General features: G+C 44.9%; 18 protein-coding genes and 1 pseudogene. 8 read left to right on the top strand and 11 right to left on the bottom strand.

From position 1 onward, the window contains the following. Positions 1 to 77 precede the first annotated feature (77 nt). Positions 78 to 2,897, bottom strand: coding sequence for a M16 family metallopeptidase (locus HPS56_RS01510; RefSeq protein WP_172272746.1), 2,820 nt, complete (start codon positions 2,895 to 2,897; stop codon positions 78 to 80). 444 nt (positions 2,898 to 3,341) lie between these two features. Further along, positions 3,342 to 4,268: a site-specific tyrosine recombinase gene (locus HPS56_RS01505; protein ID WP_172272744.1), complete on the bottom strand. Its 927-nt coding sequence runs from the start codon at positions 4,266 to 4,268 to the stop codon at positions 3,342 to 3,344. 301 nt (positions 4,269 to 4,569) lie between these two features. On the opposite strand from HPS56_RS01505, the gene aroQ reads away from it, so the two are divergent. Next, a complete protein-coding gene (gene aroQ, locus HPS56_RS01500; protein WP_172272742.1) occupies positions 4,570 to 5,004 on the top strand; it encodes a type II 3-dehydroquinate dehydratase in 435 nt (144 codons plus the stop codon). Further along, positions 5,001 to 5,633, top strand: coding sequence for an O-methyltransferase (locus tag HPS56_RS01495; RefSeq protein WP_172272740.1), 633 nt, complete (start codon positions 5,001 to 5,003; stop codon positions 5,631 to 5,633). Before aroQ ends, HPS56_RS01495 begins: the two co-directional genes overlap by 4 nt. A gap of 233 nt (positions 5,634 to 5,866) precedes the next feature. Here the strand turns inward: HPS56_RS01495 and HPS56_RS01490 are convergent, their stop codons facing one another. The 7 genes and pseudogenes from HPS56_RS01490 to HPS56_RS01460 all read right to left on the bottom strand — a co-directional run. Next, a complete protein-coding gene (locus tag HPS56_RS01490) occupies positions 5,867 to 6,280 on the bottom strand; it encodes a hypothetical protein (RefSeq protein ID WP_172272738.1) in 414 nt (137 codons plus the stop codon). A gap of 185 nt (positions 6,281 to 6,465) precedes the next feature. Then, a complete protein-coding gene (locus tag HPS56_RS01485) occupies positions 6,466 to 7,200 on the bottom strand; it encodes a hypothetical protein (protein ID WP_172272736.1) in 735 nt (244 codons plus the stop codon). Positions 7,201 to 7,229: 29 nt separating this feature from the next. Then, complete coding sequence (locus tag HPS56_RS01480; RefSeq protein ID WP_172272733.1) at positions 7,230 to 7,823, bottom strand: hypothetical protein; 594 nt, start codon at positions 7,821 to 7,823, stop codon at positions 7,230 to 7,232. Next, a complete protein-coding gene (locus tag HPS56_RS01475) occupies positions 7,804 to 8,190 on the bottom strand; it encodes an O-antigen ligase family protein (protein WP_172272730.1) in 387 nt (128 codons plus the stop codon). The genes HPS56_RS01480 and HPS56_RS01475 overlap by 20 nt, the downstream gene beginning before the upstream one ends. Positions 8,191 to 9,006: 816 nt before the next feature. After that, the gene (locus HPS56_RS01470) at positions 9,007 to 10,995 is read right to left on the bottom strand and encodes an OPT family oligopeptide transporter (protein ID WP_172272727.1); all 1,989 of its coding nucleotides are present in this window, start codon (positions 10,993 to 10,995) and stop codon (positions 9,007 to 9,009) included. Between the two features lie 25 nt (positions 10,996 to 11,020). Next, on the bottom strand, positions 11,021 to 11,479 hold the full coding sequence (locus HPS56_RS01465; RefSeq protein WP_172273116.1) for a C-GCAxxG-C-C family protein: 459 nt from the start codon (positions 11,477 to 11,479) through the stop codon (positions 11,021 to 11,023). An 11-nt stretch (positions 11,480 to 11,490) separates the two neighbouring features. Further along, positions 11,491 to 12,468: pseudogene (locus tag HPS56_RS01460) on the bottom strand (glycoside hydrolase family 43 protein); the annotation flags it as partial. Positions 12,469 to 13,015: 547 nt separating this feature from the next. On the opposite strand from HPS56_RS01460, the gene HPS56_RS01455 reads away from it, so the two are divergent. The 4 genes from HPS56_RS01455 to HPS56_RS01440 all read left to right on the top strand — a co-directional run bounded on the left by HPS56_RS01455 (position 13,016) and on the right by HPS56_RS01440 (position 15,213). Beyond that, the gene (locus tag HPS56_RS01455) at positions 13,016 to 13,555 is read left to right on the top strand and encodes a YciE/YciF ferroxidase family protein (protein ID WP_172272724.1); all 540 of its coding nucleotides are present in this window, start codon (positions 13,016 to 13,018) and stop codon (positions 13,553 to 13,555) included. A 77-nt stretch (positions 13,556 to 13,632) separates the two neighbouring features. Continuing rightward, complete coding sequence (locus HPS56_RS01450; RefSeq protein WP_172272721.1) at positions 13,633 to 14,586, top strand: manganese catalase family protein; 954 nt, start codon at positions 13,633 to 13,635, stop codon at positions 14,584 to 14,586. 34 nt (positions 14,587 to 14,620) lie between these two features. Next, positions 14,621 to 14,968 (top strand): hypothetical protein, encoded by a 348-nt coding sequence (locus HPS56_RS01445; protein WP_172272718.1) that lies wholly within the window; start codon positions 14,621 to 14,623, stop codon positions 14,966 to 14,968. Between the two features lie 56 nt (positions 14,969 to 15,024). Next, a complete protein-coding gene (locus HPS56_RS01440; protein ID WP_172272715.1) occupies positions 15,025 to 15,213 on the top strand; it encodes a hypothetical protein in 189 nt (62 codons plus the stop codon). Positions 15,214 to 15,420: 207 nt separating this feature from the next. Here the strand turns inward: HPS56_RS01440 and HPS56_RS01435 are convergent, their stop codons facing one another. Both HPS56_RS01435 and HPS56_RS01430 read right to left on the bottom strand, forming a co-directional pair. Then, on the bottom strand, positions 15,421 to 18,249 hold the full coding sequence (locus HPS56_RS01435) for a glycoside hydrolase family 2 protein (protein WP_172272713.1): 2,829 nt from the start codon (positions 18,247 to 18,249) through the stop codon (positions 15,421 to 15,423). An 18-nt stretch (positions 18,250 to 18,267) separates the two neighbouring features. Next, complete coding sequence (locus HPS56_RS01430; protein WP_253952357.1) at positions 18,268 to 20,802, bottom strand: glycosyl hydrolase 115 family protein; 2,535 nt, start codon at positions 20,800 to 20,802, stop codon at positions 18,268 to 18,270. A gap of 1,172 nt (positions 20,803 to 21,974) precedes the next feature. Here HPS56_RS01430 and HPS56_RS01425 point away from each other — a divergent pair. Next, a complete protein-coding gene (locus HPS56_RS01425; RefSeq protein ID WP_172272710.1) occupies positions 21,975 to 23,390 on the top strand; it encodes a DUF6242 domain-containing protein in 1,416 nt (471 codons plus the stop codon). Between the two features lie 8 nt (positions 23,391 to 23,398). Then, entirely contained in the window at positions 23,399 to 24,085 is a 687-nt protein-coding gene (porG, locus tag HPS56_RS01420; RefSeq protein WP_172272708.1) for a type IX secretion system protein PorG, read from the top strand. The last annotated feature ends 11 nt before the right edge of the window (positions 24,086 to 24,096 follow it).

Below are 24,096 nucleotides of genomic sequence, written 5' to 3'. Positions count from 1 at the left end.
TATGAGAAAAGGAGCCGAGAAGTCCTTCCGTCCGGCTTCCCAACTCCTTTTCTTCTATTGAAAACGGGAAAATCCCTTTACTTTTCAGTTTCAGGCATCATTGTCACCTCGATATGGTTGCCGGCTTTCAGAAGCTCTTTGACGAAGGAGGAGACAGTCTGCGGTGTCTGGGCCTCCACTGTCTTCTTAAAGTCGGTATGAAGGTCTATGCCATAGTTCACATATTCGCCTATGACATTAACCCAATATCCGTTGGTCTTTATCTGGTCGTCATAGTTCTTAAGCATGTATTCCTTCACCTTGCCAAACATTTCCTTATCGCAGTCGGCGGCTATGTTCTTCACCTCCTCACGCATAATCATAAGTGCGGTATCGCCTTTCTCGGGTTTCATCGGACAGTAAGCCAATATCTGCGCATCCGTGATGAAATCATTCTTGTTCATGCCTGCCTGTGAACCGCAACTGTAGGCAGCACTCGCCTCTTCGCGGATTTTCTTCAGATAAACCATGTTGAGCACCTCACCGGCCATGTCGGCTCTGATGGTGTTTTCAAGAGTGTACTTCATCTTCTGACTTGACCATATCATGATACTTGTGGCTTTCGGAGTCTCCATCTTGCGTTTGAAACTGTTCACCACATTTCCTTTCGCGTATGTGAATACGTTCTTGCCCTTCACAACCTTCTTCTGTGAAGGCAGCGAACCGATATACTGTTCGAGCAGCGGACGTATTGTTGCCTCATCGTAGTTTCCTACAATGGTAAATGTGAATGCAGCCGCATTTGAGGTCATCTGCCTTGCTATTTCCAGAATACGGTCGTAGCTTACGTTCTTCAGGTCGTCTGTGGTGACGGATGTGAAACGCGGGTTACGGCAGTAACGCGTCACATTGAGCGAATCGCTGAAAGCCGCGTCAGGCGACATCGCCTTGTTCTTAAGCTGCAGCTCGTATGTATTCATAAGGTTGTCAAACGACTTCTGGTCCTTGTTTATGGATGTGAAATACAGATAGACAAGCTGGAGCATAGTCTCCACATCCTTCGGAGTAGACTGTCCGCTGATGTTCACTCTTGTGGAAGCGAGAGAAAGCGACGCACCGGCAATCTTTCCTGCAAGCGCCTTCTGCAATTCCGTATTTGAGAAATTACCCAAACCGCTCGACTCGACAACATCATTGAACAGTTTTATGTTTGTAAAATCCTTGTCGCCAAGCAGTGATGAGCCGCCAAAACCCTCACCTACCAAAACGACCTGATCTTTCTTATAGTCGGTATGCTTCAGTATGACCTTCGCACCGTTTGAAAGAGTGAGGGTCTTAAAGCCAAGCACCTTGTCTTCTGTCTCTTTATTAATCTTTCCGGCCTTGGGCAGTTCCGTAATAAGCGGTTCGTTCTTCACATTGTCCACATAAGCCTCAAGTTTCTCCGCACGCACATCCTGTAAAGCTTTCAGAAGCGATGCCTCCGTAGGATATACAGCGCCTTCTTTCTCTATATTGAAATTATAAATCACAATATTGCTGTCGTTTGCAGGAACAAGCTCTTTCATCAGGCCGTTTATCATCTCAATAGGAATCATCGGCACGAGCTGCTTCATCAGCGAATAGTAATCATCCACTGAAGGTATAGGCTCATTTGCCAGATAGTGCTCCTTATACTCATCGCAATACTGTGATGAATAACGCTTATCCTTGTTGCTGTACATCTTGTCGAGAGAGCTCATCGTGTTCTCCTTAGCACGGGCATACTCTGTGGGAGTAAATCCGAAATCAGCGGCACGCTTCACCTCACGATATACAGCGGCAAGCGCGGCTTCGGTCTGACCGTCCTTGGGAACTGCGCTAAGGTCGAGCGCATCCATGGTTTTCGAGAACAGATATGTGCCGTCGGAAACACTTGCATTCACAAACGGGCTTTCCGGATTCTGCGCATATTCCGCCAGACGGTCGTTAAGCATAGCCATCGCCGTGCCTACCGCATACTTGGTGAGAATATATCCGGCGTCTGTCTTCATTGAGTCGGGGAACGCCTCATGCTTGATCATCATCTCAAGTATGTTCACACGCATTTCCTTATCCTTGTCGACCACGATAATGGGCTCTGCATTGTCAAGGACAGGCTCAGCCTCTACCACAGCAGGGTTCTGGGGCAGCTCTATACCGGCGAACAGCCTTTTTATCTCTGCCTCTACATGCTTCACATCCACATCGCCCACCACGATGATGGCCTGATTGTCCGGACGGTACCATTTCTCATAGTAATCGCGGAGCACCTGCGGCTTGAAGTTATCGATGATCTCCATCTTTCCGATAGGCATGCGCTCGCCATACTTGCTGCCCGGATACAGTTTTGGAAGATTACGCTCAAACATACGCATAATCGGACTGGTGCGCAAACGCCATTCCTCATGGATAACGCCACGCTCCTTGTCTATCTCCGCAGGGTCGAGGGTAAGTCCGTTGGCCCAATCGTAAAGGATCAGAAGACACGAGTCGAGGGCGGACTGACGCTGCGTGGGCACATTACTTATATTATATACGGTCTGGTCGATACCTGTATACGCGTTAAGGTCTGCTCCGAACTTGACACCGATAGACTCGCAATAGCGTATAAGGTCATTGCCCTTGAAATGATCCGTTCCGTTGAAGCACATGTGCTCGAGGAAGTGTGCGAGACCGCGCTGGTCGTCGTTCTCCTGGATAGAGCCCACACGCTGTGCGATATAGAAGTCAGCCCTATTCTCCGGCCAGTTGTTATAACGGATGTAGTATGTCAGCCCGTTATCAAGCTTACCAATTGTCACGGCAGTGTCAACAGGCACCGGTGGCATCATCTGTGCTCCTGCACTGACAACCGTCAATAACAAAAGAGCAAATAAACAAAGTTTTCTTAATTTCATCACAAGTTATATTAAATAAAATTCTACATTCATCTGGAAACATATCCGAATCACCATGCAAAAGTAATGAAAATAATGAAAAAAGAAACAACGAATGTGCATTTATTATCCAATTTGCCATCAATTACGAGAAAAAGTCTTTCATTTAGATACATTTTAACAAAAAACGATTAAAAGGTTTCATGAATATACGGCATCTTTTGTAAACAGAGACAGACCGTTCTCAAACCTCAGACAGACTGTCCGCATACCGTCCGACTGTAGTCGGAAAGGTTTCCGGCTTAAGTCAGACACCTTTCCGACTTAAGTCAGACGGGCTTCCGACTTAAGTCGGAAGGTTTACGAATGTGATATTTAAAGTTTGTGAACAGACCGATCGGACATTGGAAACAGCCTGTTTGCTGGCAATAAGACAGGCTGTCATACCTTAAAGCGCACCACCGCTCACCTGCATCCGTTCCTTATATTACGCGGATGATGCTCCAGGATTGTTTTTCTAAGCGATGTCGCGTCGATATGAGTGTATATCTCCGTGGTCGCGATGCTCTCATGCCCGAGAAGCGCCTGTATGAAACGCAGGTCTGCCCCGCCTTCAAGCAGAGCTGTAGCAAACGAATGGCGGAGTGTATGAGGACTTATGGTCTTCGTTATACCGGCCTCCACAGCCTGCCGTTTCAGCATTATGAGTATCATGGTGCGGGTAAGATGGCGGCCGCGGCGGTTAAGAAACACATAATCCTCCTCACCGGGCTTGATGTCAAGCATATTACGGTCGAGATACCAAAGGTCCAGCTCATGAAGAGCCTGACGCGATATCGGCACGAGCCGCTCCTTCGCCCCCTTTCCATTTATCCTCACAAACTGCTCATCTGCATAGATGCACGACATTTTCATGTTAACAAGTTCACTCACACGCAGACCGCAAGAAAACAAGACCTCGATTATAGCCTTGTTGCGCTGACCCTCCTTAACGCTCAAGTCTATGGACCTTTCAAGCATATCCACCTCTTCCGTTGAAAGAACCTCGGGTATACGGTCTCCTGTCTGAGGATTCTCAAGCAACTCGGACGGATCGTCGGGACGGTAGCCGTCAAGCATAAGGAAGTTGAAAAACGAACGGATGCCGGCCAGTATCCTGCACTGCGACGACGGCCCTATGCCTATCTCATGAAGTCCTGCGGCAAAATAATGGAGATCGTCCAAAGACACGTCGGACACGGTAAGCCCGTTGCCGGCAAGAAACGTCGTCAACTTGTCTATATCGTGCTTATAAGCATCCAAGGTGTTTGCCGAATAATTACATTCAAGCCTCAAATATCTCAGGTATGCGGCAACAATCTTATCTGTATCCTTACTCTTGGCTGTTTCCATGTATCTGGGTTCTTTAAGCTACGGATGTCGCTCCACGGCCATCCACATTTTAATGCCAAACGCCATATTCTTCATCTTCAAAGGGCGGAATCTCAGGGTTTTTGTCTAAATTTCCTCTAAAGAAAAAATGATTTCTTTATTATGCCTGTGTAGAAACTCATGCTTTTTATATACCTTTGCAAAAGAGAACAAACATTGGAGCACAACCGTATTCCAACGGTTACGGTTCAACAAAGGTATAAAAATATCGCCAAAACACAAAACAACGGCAGTCACATTGCCATAAAAACAATATCCGAGCATGAAAATACAGATAATCAACGGCCCGAACCTCAACCTTCTCGGAGTAAGGGAGCCTGGCATATACGGCAACAGTTCTTTCGAAACCTACCTTACGGCCTTAAGAGAAAAGTATCCGGAGATACAGATAGACTATTATCAAAGCAACATCGAGGGGGAACTGATAGACAAAATGCAGGAAACGGGATTCACATACGACGGCATAATAATAAACGCCGGTGCATATACACATACAAGCATAGCACTGCAGGACTGTATACGCTCGCTGAGATGCCCCGCGATAGAAGTTCATATTTCCAACGTACATAAGCGCGAGGAGTTCAGGCATCATTCATATATATCGTGCGCATGCCTCGGAGTGATATGCGGGTTCGGTCTCGACTCCTACCGACTGGCCATCGAGGGACTGAAGGAAAACATCAGCCAAAAACCATGACAGAAGAACTGGAAAAATATATCCTCAGCCATATAGAGCCTGAGGGCGACTACCTGTACCGACTATACAGGGCGACAAACATATATCTGCTGCGCGGAAGGATGGCCAGCGGCCACCTGCAGGGACGCCTGCTGAAAATGCTCGTGAGAATGATTTCACCGAAAAACATCCTCGAAGTGGGCACATTCAGCGGCTATAGTGCTATATGTATGGCGGAAGGCCTGCCGGAAGGCGGCAAGGTGTATACCTTTGAGATAAACGACGAGCAGGAGGACTTCACACGTCCGTGGATAGAAGGCTCGCCGGTGGCAGATAAAATCGAATTCATAATAGGCAATGCAATAACTGAGGCTCCGAAGCTCGGCATAGAGTTTGACATGGCATTTATCGACGGCGACAAGCGCACATACATGGAAACATACGAGATGGCGATGAGGGTTGTAAGGCGGGGTGGATTCATCCTTGCTGACAACACGCTTTGGGACGGCCACGTGACCGACCGTGCCTACGACAACGACAAACAGACACGGGGTATAGAGTCCTTCAATGACTATACCGCCAACGACCCACGCGTGGAATGTGTGATTCTTCCGCTACGCGACGGACTTACACTGCTCAGAAAGAAATAAGCAGGAGCCCCTCCTAACCTCCCCAAAGGGGGGAGGAAATGGAAGGGTTTGTGGAAGCATCCGGTGTATATGCAGAACACTGCAACATGTAGGGACGGCCTTTGGCACGTGTCAGGCGAAAAACAACCACACTACCCCATAAACTGCACCCGCCACACACATAGCAAAGCGATGTCCATACTTGGGGAAGGAGCCCCTCCCAAACTCCCCAAAAGGGGAGAGGATGGAAGGGTTTAGAACAATCCACGTTTTTTCTTTAATCTTATATTTTCTCCTATCTTAAGTTCTTTCTTTGTTATTGTTAGCGGTTCGTTCTTCCATTCCCACATAGTATTCTTTATATCCTCTGTCAGCACATTGGAACGAAACTCACCTTGTTCGTACGCATACTCCTGCCTGTCTCTGTTCATACGCTCTAACCCTCCGGCATCACTATCTAAAATATCCGGACTGTATTGTCCCGAATTTACATAACAATAAATATCACCGGGGACAATATTGGTTGTTATGCGATTATCCGCTATATTATAAGTTCCAGAGATTTTGATATAGATATTTTGAGTGCTTCCACCGTTTATTTTCACATAAAAAGTACCATCTTTATTGAACTTATAGTATCCTTTCATACCATAAAAAAGCAAGTCCATACTCTTAAAGTATTCTTTTGAACACTTCCACTTGCCAACTATACTCTGGGCCTGCACTGATGGAAGCAGGCAAAATAATGTCATAAATATTAAAAACAGTTTCTTCATAAAATAAAATTTATTATATTACACAGGAAACATCAAATCAATATGATCTTTTTGTCTTTGATGCTTCCTATGCTTATTCAATAAGAATCATTAAAGACATAAAGGTAATCCTCGCCATAAAGACTGAAACTGCATGCTTCATTCTTTAATGGTCTTACAAACATCAAAAAAGAATAATTATTCTTTATGGCTGTATTTAAATCAACATTTTCTATATTTACTATTCGTCTAATGAATGCATCTGCATCAGATATTAATACTGCATTACCTTTTACATATTGTCCTCTATAAGCATTATATTCATCAAAAAACCATTTTGATGATGTCATTCCAAAAATACCTGTATTTATTAATTTTAATGCCTTGTCCATCAGATAATCATATTGGGCAGCATCCAGTTTCAGATACTTTCTGAGCATAAGTGCAAGACTTATATTATCTCCGGAAATTCTGTTGCCTTTTACAGGGATGAGCAGAGTATTTATGGAGTCACGATATATCGAGTCTATCTCCAATTTACAACGTACACGTGTGAGTATCGAGTCACGATACAGATAGTCATAACAGACTTTCCTTCGCTCACGCTCCTTTACATAATAAGACTGTTTATTTGCCTTTGCTGCCGGAACATTGTACTTTAAGCCATATTCCACTATGCATTCCTTTTCAACGGGATAAGCAGCATTGACTATTTTCATGAAATACGCCTGCAAAGTGTCTTCCTCTGCCTTTAGCTGTCTCAATGATGTCTGTGCAGATGCCGATAAATACATCAAGGCAAGTGCAATGCTCAAAAGGTTAGATTTCTTCATTGTTTTTATTTGTAAGTTTTTTATTTAGGTTAATACCATATCTGTTTGTTATCTTTATATTCGAATATACGTTCCTCCACACCCTTTGTCTTGTCTTTTAGAAGAAGTATCGATCCGGTCGGCACACCGTCAAATGCAAGGTTATCTCCTTTTGAATAAGCACGCCCTATGAGATGCCATTCCGTGTCAAAACTATACAGTTCATACAAATGATGCTTCTCTACAAAATTAAGGTCTGTGGATGGACTGAACACTATCTCAGATATTGTGCTTGCATTGTTCTCTCCAAGGTCGATGCCTATGGTATATCCAACATGAAGCCCCTTGCATGAAGTGGCCGGGTTGCCGTCAAACGCATTTTCCAGCTTCGTAATATCCACACCTTGGGCAATGTGTTTTCCCATCAGCAATTGCCTATTGCCCCGACTGTCTGTGGTATAGAACTGTAATTCAGCTAACGAAGAACGGTTGTTCTTTGGCGCACGATAACGCAGGAAACGGTATTTTTTCAGAGGCTTTACATCTATCTTTGTCATCACGGACGGCATACCCGATATAATACCAATTGTATCAGCATCTTGAAATGTCTCGGTCATAGCAGCCTCAAACACACCTCCCTTCATTATATCCTTGAGGCTGTTCTTTTATCATTTCGGCAGACAATTTCCATATCAACAACCGCCCATCGGCCGAATCCTTTTTCATGGAATACATCCTGACACATGCCAACAATACCAATGTCAAGAGCATAACGCCTGTACAAACGGAATAAAAATAGTTGGGTTTTCCTGCAGAGAAAAAGAATTTTAGCTTTGAATACACCATAACGACAGCCATCACGCCCATTCCTATGTATGCCGTACGGCAACGCAACAGCACAATACATATAACAATCATGAAAAGAAGCAAAAAATATACGCCCTTATATTTACTTGATACAATACGCGTTGCAAGCACCGGAAGGCATCCTACAAGATAAAGAGCAGTCACCGTTGGATTTTCATTGCATCCGGTCACTTCAAAATAAACACTGCCACTATCTATAACACCCGTCTTCTGACATATTATATATATATAATTTCTATACCTGCAACCACAATTAAAACGGTACAGATATTATGTCGTGAAAGCCACTCCATCTTTTGCATATCGGCCAAGACAATGACAGACATCAATGTCACACACAAATATACAGATCGGTATAATTCATAGGGTTGTAACATAAGACCATACAAAACAATATATGCTACCCATACGGTCAGGAATAGTCTCAATTCGCTTTTCAAAACAACAGCTTCACCTGTAAAGGATATGCAAAGCCATATTGCCGCGATGATTACAAGTCCGGATTCAAGAATAAGATAACGTGACAGCGACGGATACACAAACTGTTGTGTATCTATGGCTGAGAATGCGCAAGTAAGGAAAAACGCAGAAGATATAATAGATTTTAATAAAATCTCCTTCCTCATATTTTGTTAGGTTTTAGTAGACAGCCTGTTGCTTGGCAGGTTAACATTCTGTTTGCAAATATAGTTAAACCAAACAACAAAAGCAAGCTTTTTGCCATTTTTCCTTACACGCAAACAAAAAAAACATAAAATTAAAAGAAAACTGCAACTAAATCAAGGAACAATGCCAAGCACTATATAAAACAGCCGCTTAAACCGTCAGGAGTGGTTTTCGGGATGAGAATCCTTAAAAGCGATTGACCGGCAGAAAAAAATACGAGAGGGTGATAACATGCAACGGGAGACGGCCGTGAAAAGTATCAGGCCGCCTCCCGTCATTTTATATATTCCAATCCTATTTTTTCGCTCTTGTTGCAATGATAAAGTAGCTTATCAGCAGCAAATAGGCGGCAAGCGAAAGTACCTCTGACAAAGGATTGGCCCACCATGCCTCAAAATCAAAGCTTACACCACCAAACCTCAGCAATGCGCTCAGAACTCCCATCAAAGCACCACCGGCAATGAATCCGGAAGCAATAAGATTACCTCTCTCTCCACGCTCATTGTTAACATCCTTGTCTGTTGAGCGCGTGGTCACAAACCAGTTCACGGCCCCTCCTACGAGCAGCGGGACATTCAACTCTATCGGAATGAACATGCCAAGCGCAAATGCAAGTGCTGGAACCTTACATACAGTGAGAACGATTGCTATAGCCGCACCAATGGCATAAAGCACCCAAGGAGCACCTATGCCGTTCATGAGAGGATCGATAACAGCGGCCATGGCATTGGCCTGCGGAGCCACAAGCTGTCCGCTTGAAAATCCGTATGTCTCATTAAGCAGCATCATTACACCACCGACCGTGGCCGCAGAAACGAGTGTGCCAAGGAATTTCCATGACTCCTGCTTCTTTGGTGTCGTGCCAAGCCAATATCCGATCTTCAGGTCGGTAATAAAACAGCCGGCCATAGACAGCGCCGTACATACGACACCACCCATAATAAGTGCGGCAAGCATACCGCTCGTACCTTTCAGGCCCACTCCTACCATAACCACAGAAGCAAGAATAAGCGTCATAAGCGTCATGCCGGAGACCGGATTAGAGCCGACAATGGCTATGGCATTGGCTGCAACGGTAGTGAAAAGGAATGCGATAAGCGACACAAGCACAATACCTACAAGGGCAAAAAGAAGGTTTCCATCCATCACTCCAAACCAGAAGAACAGAAATGTAAGCAATATAGTTATTACCGAGCCAAACACTATTATCTTGAATGATATGTCTCTGCGTGTACGCGGAAGCTCACCACCGGCTGCCTTGCCGCCTTTCATCTCCTTGACAGCAAGCGAAACAGCACCTGTGATGATTCCCCACGACTTTATAATGCCTATTATTCCGGCCATGGCAATACCTCCGATGCCTATATACTTTCCGTAATAACGGAATATTTCCTCAGGACTCATATCACCGACAGCCGTGGTTATGGACGGATCCCACTGATTCAGCACCGTATCAGGATATATAAGAGCCATCCCCGGCACGATGAGCCACCATACGGCAAATGAGCCGAGACAGATGATAAACGCATACTTAAGACCAACGATATATCCAAGTCCGAGCACTGCCGCACCGGTGTTTACCTTAAACACAAGTTTTGCCTTATCCGCTATCTGTTCTCCCAAGCCCAAGAAACGCGTGGTAAAATTCTCGTTCCACAATCCGAAAGTCGCCACAATAAAATCATACAGGCCTCCGACAAGTCCCGCAAAGACAAGGGGTTTTGCCTGGTTGCCGCCCTTTGCACCGCTGACGAGCACCTGTGTCGTCGCCGTCGCTTCCGGGAACGGATACTTACCGTGCATGTCACTCACAAAATATTTTCTGAACGGGATAAGAAACAATATTCCTATAATACCTCCGAGCAATGAGGAAAGGAATATCTTCATGAATGACGCACTCATTTCCGGATACTTCGCCTGAAGGATATATATGGCAGGAAGTGTGAATATGGCACCGGCCACGACAGCTCCCGAGCATGCACCGATACTCTGTATTATTACATTCTCGCCCAGACCGTTCTTGCGCTTTGCGGCAGCGGAGACGCCCACCGCTATAATCGCAATCGGTATTGCTGCCTCAAACACTTGTCCGACACGTAGTCCGAGATACGCCGCGGCAGCGGAGAAAAGCATTGCCATCAAAACACCCCACGTGACCGACCACGCATTCACCTCAGCGTATGTACGGCCGGGACTCATCACCGGCTCATACTCTTCGCCTTCCTTCAACTCCCTGAAAGCATTCTCAGGAAGCTGCATCATTTCTTTTTCTCTTTCTTCCATTTGTTATATAGTTATTGTATTTACTCTAAGAATATTTCTCTTTATAATATTCTGCAAATATCCTTGCCGCAGTTATTATCTGGTTCACACACGGGCGTGTGCGGTAGTATTCGGCCGTACGCTCCGACGCCTCAAAGCTCAGAGGCGCGTCTTTTTTTAGCTTAAGCAGTTCCGAACAGCATATTGACCCATGCACATCCCGAAACTTTTCCGCAAGCATCTGAACCACCTTATAATTAGCCGACTTTCCCTCCCGATCACCGGGGACCGACGACCCGCAATCCATCCCTGCGAGAATGGCCATCCCGCAAACGGCACCGCAAGTGAGCCGCATACGCCCGATACCGGCACCAAGACCGGCACTTAGCCTCAACGCCTGTTCTTCCGTGTATCCGTATAAACCGGCAAACGGGGCCACAACAGACTGTGAACAGTTAAAGCCCATCATGAACAGCTCTTCGGAACGGCGTATTGCAGCCTCCATTTCCGTATCGGTCAACGCCTTGCGTTCCAATATCTTTCCAGTTTCCTTGCTTCTTTCTTCGTCAGCCATACCACAGCACCGTGTTTCTGTTCCTCAAAATTCGTACGCTTCATCACTCCACGGTCAAAACGCCCGAGATTACTGAAAGTCTTGAAATCATGGGTTTCCGCGAAACCGAAATTATGCTTCGGACGCGCACTGTATACATCATACATCAGAATCCATTTGTCCTCGCCTATTATCTTATATACGTGCGGAGCCTCACAGCCTCCCTTTTCATAATCACAATAATCGTCAATATATGTCCACGGTCCTGTAAGACTGTTGCTTGTGGCCTGCTTTATGCCTGCAGTACCGTCATGGGAACAATAAAACAAATGATATGTGCCGCCAACATAAACGATATCGCCATCAATAGCCTCCTTCTCTGGATTAGGATATTCAAAGAGGAGTTTCGGAAGAGTTTCTATCTTATTGAATTCATCATTCACATAGCAGTAATACAGCTTGTTCTTTCCCGTGCGGTGCCGCATAGTGAAATACACCATCAGTTTTTTCCTGTCATAATCATAGGCGGTCTCTGGCGCCCACACACAACCGATATCAGACAATGACCCGTCAAGCTTGTCGAACATTATGTTCGCACGTGTCCAGTGAATAAGGTCGTATGATTTCATAAGCACAAGCCCCAGATTGTTTCCCCATCCGAATTCCTTTCCGTCACGGTCCCATTCCGTCTCCCTGTATCCCGCCTTCTTTCCATAGATATGAAGGTCTGTCATGGCAAGATAGAAGCCACCGTCAGGACCACGGAATATATGCGGGTCTCTTATTCCTTTCTGTACTGCTATAGTATCTCCGGATATCACAGCGTCGCCATTGTTTAAGGCGGTATACATATATCCGTCATGGCTTATGGCCATGTGGAGTCCGTGATCCGCATCCTTATGATACACCATAAGATAAGCTGCCATATCCTTTTCTTTCGGACATTTCCTGTGCTTCTTTGCCGATATATCTCCACTGACGCACAAAGTAGCCATAACAATAAATAATAATGTCAGTCTCCTCATCTGTTTTTACGGTTATTTGTTATTAATATAAAGAATTTGTCTGCATTATCTTTGGCAAAGATAATAATAAAAAACGAGACCAAAATGAAAAACAACGGAAAAGCTTACAACCGGATTGACATTGATATAGATGACAGTTAAGACCTGTTCAAAGACCCGCATAGAAAGAAACAAGAAGAATCAAAGTCCAACATAATGAGCATTGCAGTGTTTTACTGTGAAAAAAAGAAGTCATTAAAGATTTATTATTATAATAGAGCCAAGATAAAAGTTTTTTAATTTAATTGGGCTTAATAGTACTGAATAAATCGTATATGATTTTTTCCTTTACTGAATATCCTCCTATATTTGCATACGAATCAGGATAACAACGCATGATTCAAATGAAAAAGGATAACTTAAGAATTTTCCTTTATAAGGAAAACCAAAGAGAGTATTGTTTAACTTTAAAACGACATGGATTATGGAAACAAAAAGCAAAAGCAGCAAAAAATCCGCCAAGAGTACGGATGAGAGCAAACTGAGAGAGTTTTTTATTGATGAGCTGAAAGATATCTATTGGGCCGAACAGGCTCTTTACAAAGCTCTGCCGAAAATGGCACAGGCCGCCACATCAAAAAAGCTGGCAAAAGCCTTCGAGAAACACACAATGGAAACAGAAGGGCAAATCGCCACGCTTGAAAAGGCTTTCGAACTGTTAGGAGAAAAAGCCGAAGCGAAAAAATGTAAGGCAATGGAAGGGCTATTGAAGGAGGCTGACAGCGTGATAGAAGATACAGACGAGGGAACACACACCCGAGATGTGGGACTGATTGTATCATCACAGAAAGCGGAACATTACGAAATAGCCTCATACGGAGCGCTTACAGTAATCGCTGAAAATATCGGTGAGCCGAAAGTTGCAAAACTTCTCAAGAAGATTCTTGACGAGGAAAAGAAGACAGACATATCACTGAGTATTGTAGCGGAAAACAAGGTGAACGCATCTGCGGCAAAGGAATGATATCATCATGACTCACAATACTTGCAATTTCAGTAAAACAATTAAACTTATTATCAACTATTTAAATTTATTCGACTATGTTTTATCATGTAAAGGACTTGCAGTTTAACGCAAGAGTATCAAAACCGGACCCAAGATTTGCAAGGGTCATGCTCGAAGCTTTCGGCGGAGCCAACGGTGAACTGAAATCCGCAATGCAATATTTCGTACAGGCATTCAGCTGTCACAACCCTTATCCTGACAAGTATGACATGCTGATGGACATTGCGACAGAAGAGTTCGGACACCTCGAGATTGTTGGAGCGACAATACAAATGCTTCTCGGATCTGTAAACGGAAAGATGAAGGATGCCGTAGAGACAACACCACTGAGCTGTATGATGAAAGGCAAAGAGGCCAAGGAGTATCTTATACACCAGGCTTACACAAACCCGCAATTCCTTGTAGTGGCTCCGGGAAGTCCGACACTCACGGACAGTAACGGCAACCCATGGTGTGCGACATATATTTCAGCCAATGCCGACCTGTCAGTGGACCTGCGCTCAAACATGGCAGGAGAAGCCCGTGCAAAGATCGGATATGAAAATCTGATACAGCTCACCGACGATCCCCTGGTAAAAGACACGCTTATGTTTCTCATGACACGTGAGGTGACACACTACCAGCAGTTTGAAGCTGCTCTGGAGACTATCAAGCCAAACTTCCCTCCGGGTGCTATGCAGACATCCCCCAAATACAGCAACCTGCATTTCAAATTGTCAAAAGGCAACGAGGCATGCGGTCCTTGGAATAAAGGGAAAAGCACACAACTGGGTGAGGAATGGATAAACATCAAGGATCCTTTAGGCGAAGTGAGAAGGACTGACGGCCTTACAGAACGGGAACCGGAAGGCACGCCGCGCACAGAAAAGAGCATGCGTGAGAAAGACGAGCAGCTTTCCGCCGAGCACAGCAATGAAGTGCTTTCCGCCACACCTGAGAAGAACATGCAATGGTGTGAATACTGCAATGAGGAGGAAGAAGAGAAATAATTTTTAGTATTAACAATTAAAACATCAAAGAACTATGAAAAAGATATTTTTAGCAGTGATGGTCATTGTAGCCGTCGGAGCCGTGATAGCGTGTAACAAAAGAAACTGCAACTGCGGGAATGATTCCTGCCGTGAGAACTGCCGCATAAGAAATGCGGAACAGTCTGTAGAAAACGCTGCGGAAAAAGCCTCAGACAAGGTAAACAAAGAATGGAAAGAAGCCAAGAAAGACGCAAAAGAAAGTTGGGACGAGACCAAAAAAGACGTCAAGGAAGGCTGGAAAGATACCAAGAATACTGTAAAAGAAGGCTACGACAAGACAAAGGATGCCGTAAAGAAAGGGTATAATGAGACAAAGAAAGAAGTGAAAGACGCCCTGTAGAAACAGAGAGCGACTAAAAACACTTCTAATGTTTAACCGTTTAAAAACATAATATTATGATTGGATTAATCATTTGGGTTGCCGGTATGATACTGACACTCAAGGCTGCAATAGAGATTATAGGTTTCGATGTTCCGCTATGGAAAAGAATTGTTGCGGTAATAATTCTCTTTGCGACAAGCTGGATAGGACTGATATTCTACTATCTTATTGCAAGAGACCGCATGGAATCATGGCTCGAATGAAATCCGAAACCCCTTAAAGATATGCTATGAAAATATAAGCGACGGGATATGCCAGGATTAATGTTTTTTTGAACATAAAACTCAGAACAAGATACCTGACTATCCTTTATTGACAACAAAAAGTGAAGTGCATCCTGAAAGTCATACACAAGACTTTGAAGGATACACTTCACTCTGCCATTAAGCAACTATATGGTTTTATTCATTTCAATCGGCCCTAAAATCAAACCAAAGCCTCATCCTCAATCCGTCATCACCCTTATTAATACGTATATTACTTGACTGTGCATCCGGGCCGAGTTGTTCTATAGGCTTATACGAACGCATACCTTGTATATCAAAAAGAAAGGATATATCACCGTCAGGAAATGCCTGCATGGTGTCCTCCCCTTTCCGCCGGTGGCGTGGCTCCTCCGGGGTAAATACACGATAATATATACCGTCGGTTTCCGTATAAACAGCAAACGGTGCCGTGTCTGATTCCATCTTAGCCCAATACATATTCGCATGATAACCCTTAAACTCCGGATATATCAGTTTACCCTCACCGGTAATGGTATTGTTGTAATCCTTATACCATATATTATATAATGTACCACGCTTACGGTTACGCCACACACGATAAGGACCGCGACCGAACCATCTCATTCCCTTTGACACAGATTCGGGATAAGAGAAACTGAAGCCGATGTCTGATGCTCCGTTATCAAAAAAAGCTCCATCGTATTTTCCTCCGTCACGCCGGTTGAATATCACCGCATCCATCCCAAGCACACCATCGGGCGTCATTCGCCATACAATAGAGTCGGCCGCTCCGGTATATCGCATAACCATCAACGCGTCATTGCCGTCCTTCCGCGCCGAGAAATCCTTCAGCCGCATTCTCATTCCTACCGGAAGCGGACCGTTATTGAAAGGAACATCCCGGCCTTTAACATTCACGGAAACAATCATTCCCGTTTCTTTACTGAACACCACCTTTACACCGTTTGCATAAAGCGCGGCATCCTCGAAGTCTGCTTTTCCTGACATTTCCGTGTTTTGAAGGCGTATACCCGCAAAATACTCATCAGCGTATTTCATAGGCCATGTCCATATATTGACGGTATCGCCTGACGGATACATTGCCGTAAGCTGAAGGATGTATCCCGCATTCAACTCATCCTCTGTCAGAGGAAGCGTTATCCCCGCCTTTTCTCCGGGAAGAGCATGAGGAAGTCTCACCCGGCCCTCACGCAGCACATTCCGCCCGTCAGTACCGGCCGATATTACCTCGTATGTCATCACATATTCGTCAAGACAGGAAAAGAGACTGTTGTTGCTGAGAGCAAGCCGGCAATTCCATGACGGACGAACCGTCACCGGATCTATCTGGACAGGAGACCACACATCCCTTATCGTATACCAACTGCCCTCTTTCTCCCTATGAGGACCGAGGACACCGTCGGGAGCGTTAGGACCATCAGTATCAATGGAGTCATTAAGGTCTTTACGGACAACGCCCTCATCTATCAACGCCCATATAAATCCTCCGGCAAAGAGGCTGCTGCGGCTCCAATTCCGCCAATAGTCATCCAACGACGCACCGGCGCCCTTGTCATACTGAGCATGCAGGAACTCTGTCGGCATGAAAACATCATATCCGTTTCCAAGCCTTCCCACTCCGGTCTGATATGCCGGATAATGATGAGCGTCGACCCCACCGAACAAGGCCCATGGATGAACTACATGACGTTTCTGGATGTCATACTCATGAAACAACGAGTCAAGCTCAAGATTAAAACCTCCCTCATTGCCATTACCCCATACGAATATGCACGGATGATTCACGTCATGGGCTATCATCTCATGGAGTATTCTTTTACCCGTCTGTGTATTATAATGGTTCTGCCATCCGGGAAGCTCATTGAAATACAACACACCTAAAGAATCGCAAATATCAAGCAAATGACCGTCAGGCGGATAATGGGAACGTATAGCGTTGGCATTCATTCCCTTTACAAGCTTTACGTCTTCAATGTCCAAACGCCTGCTTGTCGTGCGCCCTGTTTCCGGATAGAAACAATGGCGGTTTATACCCTTTATCAACAGTTTTTGTCCGTTAAGATAAAAACCGTCACGCCTGCGGAACTCGACAGTCCGGAATCCGATGCGCAGGCTTATCTCATGAACCGCCACTCCTTTGGAATCGACAAGCGACAGATGCAATACATACATATTCGGATGTTCCGGATCCCATGGCCGCACTCCGTCAAATGCAGTCTCCACAGTCTGTTCTCTCTCTGCACGTAATCTTATATGCCTTACTGTTGCAGCCGGCAAGTCTTCCGCAGCTCCTGACCGGCTTACATACGCCTTAAGCGAGTAACCGTCGGCAAGTCCATCCGTCACAAGCCTTATCGATGTCTTGCCGTCCGCCTTTGCGTCAACAGCCACACGGCTTATGTTTATTTTCGGAAGCGCCCTAAGATAAACAGGACGGTATATCCCTCCGAACAGCCACCAGTCTGCACGACGCTCGGCAGCATTCACGGATTTATCCTTCGACTGTTTTTCCACAAACACTTCAAGGATATTCTTCTTTCCATACTCCACCATACCGGTAACATCGTATGAGAAAGCCGTGAAACCTCCTCTGTGCACACCGGGAAAACCATTAACGTCTGTTGCCGGCTCACGGCCGTTTATCTTTACACAGGCATCGGTCATCACACCTTCAAACACCAGCTCCACCTTCTTGCCTGCCCACTCTTTCGGAACACGGAAAGTATGGCGGTATCTGCCAGACTCGTCACTCACACGCCCGTCTTTCTTCTTATAATACCTGCCGTAAGTATATTCACCGAAACCTTGCTGTTCCCAACACGACGGAACAGCTATCTTCTTCCATTTCCCGCTGTTCATTCCCTTTGAGCAAAAGAAATCCCATGCCACCGTGTTATCGGCGTCAGTACCGGAAAGATACTTTATTTCCGTCTGCTGTGCCGTTGCCTGAAAACAACAGAGCAACAGACACGATATTACAACCTGCCTCATTATATAACAGTCTTTATATCAATTTACCGGAAACAAATAGAATTTCCTGTCCGGCTTATTATCTATCATCCACTGGTCTACGATGATGTGAGGAGTCTCCGCCTTTATTCTCAGCACATGGTTTCCGGCCTTCAATCCTTTCAACTCCACTTCGCGCAATGCCTGTCCGCGCAGGACATTCTGTTTCCAACGCTCAGAACGGAACGGTTCCTTCAAAGAAAACGACTCACCAGTCTCATTATCCACGGAAACGCTGAACCTCAAGTCCCCCTTGTCATTCGGCTGGGTTGGTATCAACGCTATACGCAACACGGCATTTCCATCCTTCTCTGTCGTGAAATTATACGTAAGCTCACCCTTTTCGGGCAATGCCACGGCATTCATACTGTGACCGAGCATCTGCACCGCCTCTGCCCCAGGCGTTGCGCTATGGTACTCAACTGCATTTCTTACTATACATCCGTCTGTGTCAATATCGTGACGCCTATTATCTTTACCTCCCTTATCCAACCATTCCGCCACCTCGGTGTCGCTTAGTAGCGTCGGGAGTGATGGGGCGCCGAACACAGGCAGGTCTCTCGGACGCATATTCATTGAACGGCGCCATTTACCCGACGACATTTTCTCGTTATAGAATTCCGTCAGTCTTCTTATTTCCTGATACGCGCGCTGACTTTTCGCACAGGCTGTATAGATGCGGCCGTTATTCTCAAACATGTCCTTCAACGTGCTGCCGTTTGCAAACGAACGCGCGCGCTGAGCCTCAAGTATTTTTTCTGCATGGGCACCGGCAGCAAGCACAGGATACTTTATTGCCGCGAAATATGCGTCACGCAACTCTGGACGGATCACCGCCTCCACTTCCTTTACTACCCTGCCCACCTCTGCATAACGCTCAAGATAGCGGTCAAGCTCTCCCCCAAACTCACTGATGCTGAACTGCGTGTTAGAAACAGGACTAAGCCCGCGGTTGTATGTCTTCTTGTCAAGTTCCACCTGACTCCATCCCATGAACTCCGGACGACGCTCACCGCACAAACGATAGAACTCATGCATTGCCGGAAACAGGCGCATGCCGGCATCCGTCCCGAACTGACGGCACAACCATGCCTTATAATGCTCACCGACAGTCGACGCGGAAACACAATTGATATTCCATGCCATGTCGAGGAACAGTTCCAAATCATAACCGGCCACCTTAGGGTCATGAACGTTGACAATCCATATCTTACGGACATTATGGTCGTAAGCCGCACGCATCTCGTTATATATAAGTCCGGGCTGGGTTGTGGCAAGCCACATATAGTCATGAGGACGCCCCCAATAGCTCAGATGATAATACACACCACCGCCACCACTTCTTTTCTGCTCTTCGGCATTGGAAAGACGTGTCATATAACCATAGTTGTCATCACACCACATCAATGTGACATATTCCGGAACCTTAAGGCCTTTCTCGTAAATCTGCAGGACTTCCTTATAAGGCACAAACACCTGTATCTGTTTGGACAGACTGCCTATATATTTGTCCAAAAGGTCCTGCTGGTCGTCGATAACGGTCTGAAGAGCGTCAAATTTTTCCTTCATTGTCTTCACGCCTTCCATGGAACCGTCGTGTATCCCACGCATGCCTATAGTAAACATGTTTCCGCCCTGAGAGCCTTTAACCTCTTTCAGACGCTCTATCCAATAGTCCTGCACGGCCTGACGGTTTGAAATATAATTGAATGCGCCGCGTTTCTTTGCATCCCACTCATCAACATTGTTTCTTAAAAGCGGCTCACAATGAGAAGTACCTATAACGATTCCGCAACTGTCCGCCATCGCCTTTGCACCCGCAATCTTGAAAAAAGCGGTTGTGCCTGTATGCATGCCGGGCCAGATGGCATTTGCACGCATACGAAGAAGCAGTTGAAATATCCTCTTATATGTCTTCGGACCTATTTCTCCAAACTTTCCAGGCTCGTATGTGCCATAGCTCCACGGGCGCGTGGTCCAGTCTTCATCGTTCAAGAATATGCCGCGATATTCAACTGATGCGCCCTGGGTGGTCGAGAACCCGCTGTCGACCACAAGTCTCTTACGGTGTTCCGGCACTACATCACCCCACCATATCCAAGGACTGACGCCCGCCATACGCGAAAGTTCCAATATACCGTAAGCCGTACCGCGTCCGTTGCCGCCTACTACGGTTATCTGCCCGTCTATGACAGATATATGAAAGCCATCGTTTTTTCTCTCTATATCAGCCACCGGCACTCCTGCATCCGAAAGGCGTTTCCTTACACCGGATGCCGCCTTGTCAAGCTCCACAATACGTATCTTCGCTTTCTTTTCCGCAGAAGCCTCAGCTTTCATGCCTGTAACTGCCTCCATATCAGAAACAAACATGTTTACAGCCGTGAACACAACAAGATCGCTTTTCTTCGGCAGGGAATACGTAACCGGGGATTCCCCGTCAAACCATACAACGTCCTTTGCCGATGAAGCGTCAACCTGCACAGCTGCAAATACCATCGCAACCGCACGAATAATCATATTCTTTTTATTCATAATCTAAAAGTAGTCTTTCTGACAGTTAGGTTTTACCGATTGCAAATTTAAATATAAAAACGGTGAGAAGCAAACAGACAATAATACAAAAAACTGCATTTTTGTTCATTCATAGCATAAAACGGGATACATTCCACATCCTTAATAGTATAAAGACAAGCACCGGAATCATCTTTGTTTTATGGATTCCATACCATGCCAAAAACATCATTCTGCCATCATACAAGAACCTTGGCGAAAATTATCTGAAATACTTTTACACGTATACACTACTGTAAAATTCTCTTTCAATGAACAGGCTATTCATGCTCAATGAACAGGCCATTCATTGAAAGAGAACAGGCCATTCATGAAGCATGAACATGCCATTCTTTTTTGATGCCTCTTTATTGCCGCCTAACACATTGGATATCAACATATTACAAATACGCCAAATTCAGCAGTAACAATACAAAAACATATTGCGAATTTTTATTACATAACATATCTACATTCGTGATACATTCAACCTAAAAACCCCGAATAACAAAAAGAACGTAATTAAATAAAAGGCATACTTGATTAAAAGCCAATTTCCCCTGATAACAAGACCGCTCCCTACCGCTTAACTTCCAATACCATGATGAAAGTTCAAATATTTGCAAGACACATAAAAACAACAAATCGTAAAACCAACCTTTACAGATATTAATATTCATAAAACACAAAACCGTTATTAGCCTAATTCCAGTGGATTTATGTTAAATGTTATTAAATAACGAGAGTAATACAAATATTCTCTCAACAAGTATACAATAAATGCATTGTTTTTTGTATCTTTGCATTGCTTTCGTGAGAAAGTATTGTTATTCATTAGGTTAATAGATTTTAAGGTAAAGATTATGTTATTAGATTTTCAAACGACGGTTTTGTTGGTTACAGTCTTTTTCTTGACTATGTTTAGTATTTATACTTTAACACACACCGACATCCGTTAGAAGGAATGCGGGGTGAGTGAGTCATACCGCATTCTTTTTTTATCCACACCTTTTAAATTCCATCAAGCAAATGATTATTTAAACTAATAGAACTTAAAATAATCGCATTATTAATGTTTTTTACTTAATAAAACGTCCAAAAGTGATACTTTTTGCGGAATTGTGATTAAATTTGCAGCTAAAAAACAAAAAAACATGCTTATAAAAAGATATGCTTATTCATTATCTCTTCTGTTGCTGAGCGCATTTTTATGTGTATCATGCCTGGATAAAGACGAGAATGAATTTACTCTTTACGATGATACGGCAATAACATCATTCGGAATATCCGCCGCCGACATATACAAATATACAAAAGCATCTGACAACAAAACAGACTCTATGTATGTGGAAAGCAGCACCGAAGTCGCAAGGTATCCGTTCAACATTGACCACGTAAAAGGACTGATATACAACACTGATTCCCTGCCAAAGGGAACAGACGCCACAAAGCTTCTATGCACTTATTCAACAATAAACAACGGTATTCCGTATATCGTTGACGAGAAGACAGACTCCATGCGCATACTCTCTGCGACAGACTCAACGGACTTTTCTTTTCCGCGCAGGGTTGACGTGTTCTCATCTGACTTCACATCACGCCGGACATATACAATAAAGGTAAATGTACACCAGGAAGTTGCGGACTCATTTAAATGGTCACGCATGGCAGATGTTCCTGACTTTGCCGCAATGGACGCTGTCAGATGCGTATACATGGACGGGAAAGTGTTTGTTGCAGGAAAGAATGCAGGCAACACATACATATATTATACTTCTCTGACAGACGGGAACTCATGGACCAAAAGCAATATCGTACTCGGCAGCACGGCTTATGACAATATGGTTGCGGCAAACGGAAATATATGGTTCCTTGACGGCACTGCCATAAGGAAATCGCCGGACGGAGAATGTCTGGAAACAGTAGCGGAAGTTCCTTCCATCAGAAAACTTGCAGGCGGAAACAGCAAAGAACTCTATGCGCTAAGCCATGAAGGCAATATGATGAAATCCTCCGACGGAGGCAATACATGGACAGAAGATATCATTGACGACAAAAACTCGCTGTTACCATATTCCGATATGTCATGTTGCGTGACAAAGGCGTCTTTCAACAAAGAAACAGACTACATACTCATCGCAGGAAGCCGAGACACCGAAATATATCCTGAAGAAAAGACAAGTCATGTCTGGAGAAAAATAATAAATAAGGAATCCGGGGACACAGACAAATGGTCATATATACCATTCGACAGTTCCAACCTATATCCTATGCCACGCATCAGCAACCTGTCATTAATACCATACGGGAACTCGTTTCTGGCATTTGGCGGTGCCGGTATAGGCGGATGCGACATTCCTGCATACAGCACTATATATGAAAGCCGCGACTGGGGCATAACATGGAAAAAGAACAGCATATACCATTATCCCGCAGACTTTGACAAAAATTCCTCATCACTTGCCGTGACAGTAGACAGCAACAGCAATATCTGGCTGATCTGCTCCGGTACGGGAAATGTTTGGCGCGGGCGTCTCAACCGTATGGGATGGATTCAAAATATTGATTGAATACATATATGAGAAAACTCTTGTTACCGGCTCTTTTGACAATGTGTATGAATTTAACAACATACGCACAGGATGACCCTGAATACAGGGCCGAGATCGGAGCAGGAGCAGGACTGGTGGCATATCAAGGCGACTTCAACGGCAGCATAACAAAAAACATGCAACCAATGGGAGCCGTAATCGGAAAATACAGATTCAATCCGCGCATGGCATTAGGCCTGAATGTGGGTTTCGGAAAACTCAAAGCTTCGTCTGCGGACGTCGAGACATGGTATCCCGAGCTTCAGGACACGATAATAAATGTAAATAACAGCCTTGTCGATGCCGGACTACGCTTTGAGTATAACTTCTGGCCTTACGGAACAGGCAGGGAATACCGCGGGGCAAGACGCCTTACACCTTATATATATATGGGAATAGGAGCTACCTTCGTCAGCGGAAGCAACGAGAATGTATTCACAGCAAATATCCCAATCGGAATAGGAGCAAAGTATAAGATTGCAGAAAGACTGAATGTTGCATTAGACTGGTCGATACATTTTTCCATGAGCGACAAACTTGACGGTGTAAATGACCCGTACGGCATTAAAAGCAGCGGCATATTCAAGAACACGGACAGTTACAGCATGTTACAGCTATCGGTGACATACGACATCATGGCGAAATGCAAGACATGCCACAGCGACAGGTTCTGATAACTCTTTAA

Origin of the sequence: Xylanibacter muris, from assembly GCF_013166605.1 — a bacterium.
GTDB lineage: Bacteria > Bacteroidota > Bacteroidia > Bacteroidales > Bacteroidaceae > Prevotella > Prevotella muris.
The sequence above is the reverse complement of the archived record's forward strand: the minus strand, read 5'-3'. Positions and strand labels throughout refer to the sequence as shown.